Below are 6,037 nucleotides of genomic sequence, written 5' to 3'. Positions count from 1 at the left end.
CCGGCCCGGCCGCCGGCTCCGCGCCGCAGCCGTCGGACGACGATCCGGCCGGTGGTTCCCCGGCCGACAAGCCCTGACCTGCAGTTGATGGGTGAGCACGAGTCTCCGTGGAGAGTCGTCGCCTCTCCGCTGACCGGGCTGGGGCCGCTGGACGTCCACGCGCTGTACAAGCTGCGCGTGGACGTCTTCGTCGCCGAGCAGGACTGCCCGTACGCGGAGATCGACGACGTCGATGCCGACCCCGGCACCACGCACCTGATGGCCTGGGCTCGGGCCACCGAGTCCGGACCGGACGAGTTGGTGGCGACCCTGCGCGTGTTCGAATCGGGGGTCCACGGTGGGGTCATGCACCTCGGCCGTGTGTGTACGGTGCCCGGGTGGCGAGGGCGGGGGATCGCCGGTGCCCTGATCCGTCACGGCATCGGGCTCTGCGGCACGACGCCCGTCGAGATAGGCGCCCAGTCCCACCTCGAGGGGTGGTACGAGCAGTTCGGGTTCCTCCGGTGCGGACCGGACTACTTGGATGAACGGATCCCGCACCTGCCCATGCGGCGCGAACTCGTAAGATGAGGTGCGGCTCACCCCTCCCGACATCTTCCGAGGACACCACATGACGTCTGATGCTGCACCGCCGGCCACGGAACCTCTGGTCAAGGCTCTGCTCCCCGAGAGCGAGATGCCGACCCACTGGTACAACATCCAGGCCGACCTGCCCGAGCCGATGGCGCCGCATCTGCACCCTGGCACCAAGGAGCCGCTCGGCCCGGAGGACCTCGCCCCGCTCTTCCCCATGGCGCTCATCGAGCAGGAGGTCACCGGCGAGCGGTACGTCGAGATCCCGGAGGAGGTGCGGGAGATCTACCGCCTGTGGCGGCCCTCGCCCCTCATCCGCGCCCGCCGACTGGAAAAGGCGCTCGATACCTCCGCGAGGATCTTCTACAAGTACGAGGGCACCAGCCCGGTCGGCTCGCACAAGCCCAACACGGCCGTGGCCCAGGCGTACTACAACGCCGCGGAGGGAATTACCAAGCTCACCACCGAGACCGGCGCCGGGCAGTGGGGGGCCTCGCTGGCGTTCGCGGGCCAGGCCTTCGGCATCGAGGTGGAGGTCTGGCAGGTCAAGGCATCGTTCGAGTCCAAGCCGTACCGCCGCATGCTCATGGAGACCTTCGGCGCGTCCGTTCACCCCAGCCCCTCCGACCTGACCGAGGCCGGACGGTCCTTCCTCGCCAAGGACCCCCGGACCCCCGGTTCGCTGGGCATGGCGGTGTCAGAGGCGGTCGAGGTGGCCGCGGGCGATACCGAGGCCCGCTACTCCCTGGGGTCCGTTCTCAACCACGTGTGCCTCCACCAGACGATCATCGGCGAGGAGGCCCTCAAGCAGTTGGGAATGTTCGGCGAGATGGCCCCCGACTTCGTGTTCGGGTGCGCCGGGGGCGGCTCCAACCTCGCCGGTCTGGCGTTCCCCTTCATCCGCGAGAACCTGGCCGGCGCGCGGACGAGGATCGTCGCTGTCGAGCCGTCCGCGTGCCCCTCCATGACCGAGGGTGAGTTCCGCTACGACCACGGGGACGTCGCGGGGCTGACACCGCTCATGAAGATGTACACGCTGGGCCAGGACTTCGTTCCGGACCCCATCCACTCGGGCGGACTGCGATACCACGGGATGGCACCCCTGGTCAGTCACGTCAAGCACCTCGGGCTGCTCGACTCGATCGCGGTGGAACAGAACGTCGCCTTCGCAGCCGGTGTGGAGTTCGCCAAGGCCGAGGGAATCGTCCCCGCGCCCGAGTCCACCCACGCCCTCGCCGGAGCCCTCGACGAGGCCCGCAGGCACACCGGCGAGGCCGGCACGGGCCCGTCCATCGTGATCGGCCTGTCCGGTCACGGCTTCCTCGACCTCCCTGCCTACGAGTCGTACGTCCGCGGCGAGCTGGGCTGACCGACCCGCGCCAGCAGGGCACCGCGCCAACAGAGCCACCCCCGACCCGACCGATCCACTCTCACCACCAGGAGCCACCCATGGTCAACCCGATCGATTTCACCGACCGCGTCGCTATCGTCACCGGTGCCGGCGGCGGCCTCGGCCGCGCGTACGCCCTCGCCCTGGCCGAGCGCGGTGCCAAGGTCGTCGTCAACGACCTCGGCGGTGACGTCCACGGCGAGGGCGGCACGTCCTCACCGGCCCAGCGAGTCGTCGACGAGATCGTCGCGACCGGGGGCGAGGCGATCGTCGACGGCACCGACATCACCGACGAGGCCGCGGTCGACGCGCTGGTCTCCTCGGTCATCGACACGTGGGGACGCATCGACATCCTCATGAACAACGCCGGCATCCTGCGCGACAAGTCGTTCGCCAAGATGGACACCGACGACTTCCGCAAGGTCCTCGAGGTCCACCTCATGGGCTCGGTCAACTGCACCAAGGCCGTCTGGCCCCACATGGCCGAGGCCGGATACGGCCGCATCCTCATGACCACCTCGTCCTCGGGCATCTACGGCAACTTCGGCCAGAGCAACTACGCCGCCGCGAAGTCCGGCCTCGTCGGTCTCATGAACGTCCTGGCCATCGAGGGCGCCAAGAAGAACATCAAGGTCAACTCGATCGCGCCCACGGCCGCCACCCGCATGACCGAGGACCTCCTGCCGCAGCGAGTGCTGGACATCATGGGCCCGGAGACCATCGCACCCGGGGCGCTGTTCATGGTCAGTGAGGAGGCACCCACCAAGACCATCCTCGGTGCCGGCGCCGGGGTGTTCGCGGTCTCGCAGATGGTCGAGAGCCGGGGAATCTATCTCCCGGACAACGCCCGGACCCCGGAGGTCGTGGCCGAGCGGTGGAGCGAGATCGCCGACCTCACCGACGCCCAGACCCTGGAGGGCGCATTCGAGCAGACGTCCAAGTACGCCGCCCTCGCGGCGCGTGAACTGGGGCTGCACCTCGAGAGCTGATCACGCCCTCCCCCGCGCCACCGCGCGGGAGTCGTCACTCCTGGTCGGCGAACTGTGTCTCGTACAGCTCGGTGTACCGCCCACCCGCTGCCAGCAACTCGGTGTGGGTGCCCGACTCCACCACGCAGCCGTCCTCCAGCACGAGGATGAGGTCGGCGGCGCGGACGGTGGACAATCGGTGCGCGATCACCAGCGACGTCCGGTGGGACATTGCCTCGGTCAGGGCCTCCTGGACCGCGGACTCGTTGGTGGAGTCCAACGCGCTGGTGGCCTCGTCGAGGACCACGACGGACGGCTCCGCGATGAGCAGTCTCGCGATGGTCAGCCGCTGGCGCTCGCCGCCTGACAGACGGTACCCGCGGTCTCCGATGACGGTGTCCAGCCCGTCGGGCAGCGAGCGGACCAGGTCCTCCAGCCGCGCCCGGCGCAGGGCGTCCCACACGCGCTCGTCGGTGACCTCCGGGCGGGCGAAGGTCAGATTCGCGCGGATGGTGTCGTGGAAGAGATGGCCGTCCTGGGTGACCATGCCCACCGTCCGGCGCAGTGACGACGAGGTGACCCGACGCACGTCGAGGCCCGCGACCCGCACCGCCCCCGAGTCCACGTCGTAGAGGCGCGGAAGCAGCGACGCGATGGTGGACTTACCCGCGCCGGAGGACCCGACCAGGGCGAGCATCTGACCGGGATCGGCACGGAAGCTGATCCCGTGCAGCACCTCCTGGCCACCGCGGGTGTCGAGCACGGCGACCTCCTCGAGCGAGGCAAGGGACACCTTGTCGGCCGAGGGGTAGGAGAACCGGACGTCGTCGAACTCGATGGCGGCCGGTCCCTCCGGCACGTCGACCGCGTCGGGGGCGTCCTTGAGCAGCGGGTCCAGATCCAGGACCTCGAAGACCCGCTCGAAACTGACGACGGCGGTCACCACGTCCATCGGTGCGTTGGCCAGAGAGGTCAGGGGTCCGTAGAGGCGGGTCAGCAGGAGGGCGAGTGCCACGACGGACCCGGCGTCCATCCCGCCGGACAGGGCGAACCAGCCACCGATGCCGTAGACCAGCGCCAGTGCGAGGGTGGAGACCAGCGTCAGCGAGTTCATGAACACGCTCATCAGCAGCGCGGTCCGGACCCCGATGTCCCGAACGCGGCCCGCGCGGGAGGCGAACTCCGCGGATTCGGCGGCGGGGCGGCCGAAGAGCTTGACCAGGGTCGCGCCACCCGCGTTGAAGCGTTCCGTCATCTGGTCGTTCATCGACGCGTTGAGGTCGGAGGCCTCGCGACGCAGCCTGGCCAGACGCCGGCCCACGTAGCGCGCGGGGAACAGGAACACCGGCAGCAGCAGCACCGACATGAGAGTGAGTTGCCAGTTGATCCCGGCCATCACGACGAGGGTCAGGATGAGCTGGACGAGGTTGGACACGACCCCGGAGAGGGTGTCCGAGAACGCCCGCTGGGCGCCCATGACGTCGTTGTTGAGTCGACTGACCAGCGCGCCCGTGCGGGTGCGCATGAAGAAGGCGACGGGCATGGTCTGGACGTGGTCGAACACCGCACGGCGGAGGTCGAGGATCAGGCCCTCGCCGATCCGGGCCGACCACAATCTGGTCACCACCGCGTTGACCGCTTCGACGACGCCGATCACCGCGATGGCGGCGGCGAGGAGGAACACCACTCGCACGGCGGTGCCGTCCACGATCGCCGTGACGACGCGGCCGGCGAGCAGCGGGGTCACCACGGCGAGTGAGGCGCCGAAGACCGAGAGGATCAGGAACAGGACGATCCGCCTGGTGTGCGGTTTCGCGAACTGTCCGATCCGCCGGAAGTTCTCGCGGGTGAACACGCTGCGGTCGAGCGTAATGTTGTTGTTCTCGGCCCGCATCAGGGTGCGCATGGCGGCCTGCTGCATCGTCACGTCCGCCACTCCTCCTGCGTCGGAGAGGGGGTTTCCGACGACCTGTCGGTACAACCGCGTGTCCGGTGCCCTTATTCCACGGGTGCTGAGCTGACCGGGCCGCCGAGCCGACGACGCAGATGGGTCACGAAATAGCCACGTCTGGACAAAGTAAGAGATCGTGTCTAGACAACGCCACGGTTTTTGTCTAACCTCGACCACATGAAGTGGCGTATGCCACATCCCGAGTGAACTTCGGAGGTCGTGACGATGTCCAGCACCGAATACATCCGCCCCCGCGGCGGAGCCGATAATCCAGACCGGGACCACATGACGGCTCCCGCGGGGCAGGCCGACTCCCCCGTGGGGGACGCCACCGACGGAGGCGTCGAGCCCTACGCCTGGACCGACGTCAAGCGGTACCTGTGGCTGCTCGGGTTGATCCCTGCCATGGGCCTGTTCCTGTCGATGCCGTTCGTCATCGGGTTCAACTCGCTGGGTCTGGGGTGGGCCGCCACCGCCGCGTGGTTCCTGCTCCCCGTCCTGGTGTACATCGTGATCCCCCTCGGTGACCTGGCGATCGGCGCCGATGGAGAGAACCCGCCGGACGAGGTGATGGACAAGCTCGAAGCCGACCCGTTCTACCGGTGGTGCACCTATCTGTACATCCCCTTCCAGTACGCATCCCTCATCGTCGCCTGCTACCTCTGGACCGCGCAGGACCTGTCGTGGCTCGGGTACGACGGTGGTCTCGGGATCGCGGCGTCGATCGGCGTGGCCTGGACCGTGGCCATCACCGGGGGCATCGGGATCAACACCGCACACGAGCTCGGCCACAAGATCGCCGGGAGCGAGAAGTGGCTGTCCAAGGTCGCCCTGGCCACGACCGGGTACGGGCACTTCTTCATCGAGCACAACCGCGGACACCACGCCCGCGTGGCCACCCCCGAGGATCCGGCCAGCTCTCGCTTCGGCGAGTCGTTCTGGGCGTTTCTCCCGCGCAGCGTCGTCGGTTCCGCACGATCGGCCTGGCACCTCGAGGTCGAGCGTCTCGGCCGTCTGGGCAAGGGGCCGTGGACCATCCGCAACGACAACCTCAACGCGTGGCTCATGACGGTCGTCCTGTTCGGTGGGCTCATCGCGGTGTTCGGCTGGGAGGTCGCGCCGTGGCTCCTCGTGCAGGCGGTCTTCGGCTTCTCG

General features: G+C 68.5%; 5 protein-coding genes. 4 read left to right on the top strand and 1 reads right to left on the bottom strand.

Annotated features, from left to right (window positions below):
- Window positions 1-87: 87 nt before the first annotated feature.
- From G6026_RS10765 to G6026_RS10755, 3 genes are all read left to right on the top strand, one after another.
- A complete protein-coding gene (locus G6026_RS10765; RefSeq protein WP_182613176.1) occupies window positions 88-570 on the top strand; it encodes a GNAT family N-acetyltransferase in 483 nt (160 codons plus the stop codon).
- Window positions 571-610: 40 nt separating this feature from the next.
- Window positions 611-1,942 (top strand): TrpB-like pyridoxal phosphate-dependent enzyme, encoded by a 1,332-nt coding sequence (locus tag G6026_RS10760; protein WP_182613175.1) that lies wholly within the window; start codon window positions 611-613, stop codon window positions 1,940-1,942.
- Between the two features lie 80 nt (window positions 1,943-2,022).
- A complete protein-coding gene (locus G6026_RS10755) occupies window positions 2,023-2,952 on the top strand; it encodes an SDR family oxidoreductase (protein ID WP_107755246.1) in 930 nt (309 codons plus the stop codon).
- A gap of 34 nt (window positions 2,953-2,986) precedes the next feature.
- Here G6026_RS10755 and G6026_RS10750 read toward each other — a convergent pair whose 3' ends face one another.
- Entirely contained in the window at window positions 2,987-4,825 is a 1,839-nt protein-coding gene (locus tag G6026_RS10750; protein WP_231750615.1) for an ABC transporter ATP-binding protein, read from the bottom strand.
- Window positions 4,826-5,107: 282 nt separating this feature from the next.
- Here G6026_RS10750 and G6026_RS17350 point away from each other — a divergent pair.
- A partial coding sequence (locus G6026_RS17350; protein WP_241728029.1) for an alkane 1-monooxygenase occupies window positions 5,108-6,037 on the top strand: 930 nt, incomplete at its 3' end.

Source organism: Dietzia sp. DQ11-38-2 (assembly GCF_014145055.1).
Classification (GTDB): Bacteria; Actinomycetota; Actinomycetes; order Mycobacteriales; family Mycobacteriaceae; genus Dietzia.
This window is presented reverse-complemented; position numbering and strand designations above follow the sequence as displayed.

Excerpts from the sequence above, each read along its gene's own strand:
- G6026_RS10765 (WP_182613176.1), top strand. The coding sequence starts at position 88 with ATGGGTGAGCACGAGTCTCCGTGGAGAGTCGTCGCCTCTCCGCTGACC.
- G6026_RS10760 (WP_182613175.1), top strand. The coding sequence starts at position 611 with ATGACGTCTGATGCTGCACCGCCGGCCACGGAACCTCTGGTCAAGGCT.
- G6026_RS10755 (WP_107755246.1), top strand. The coding sequence starts at position 2,023 with ATGGTCAACCCGATCGATTTCACCGACCGCGTCGCTATCGTCACCGGT.
- G6026_RS10750 (WP_231750615.1), bottom strand. The coding sequence starts at position 4,825 with ATGCGGGCCGAGAACAACAACATTACGCTCGACCGCAGCGTGTTCACC.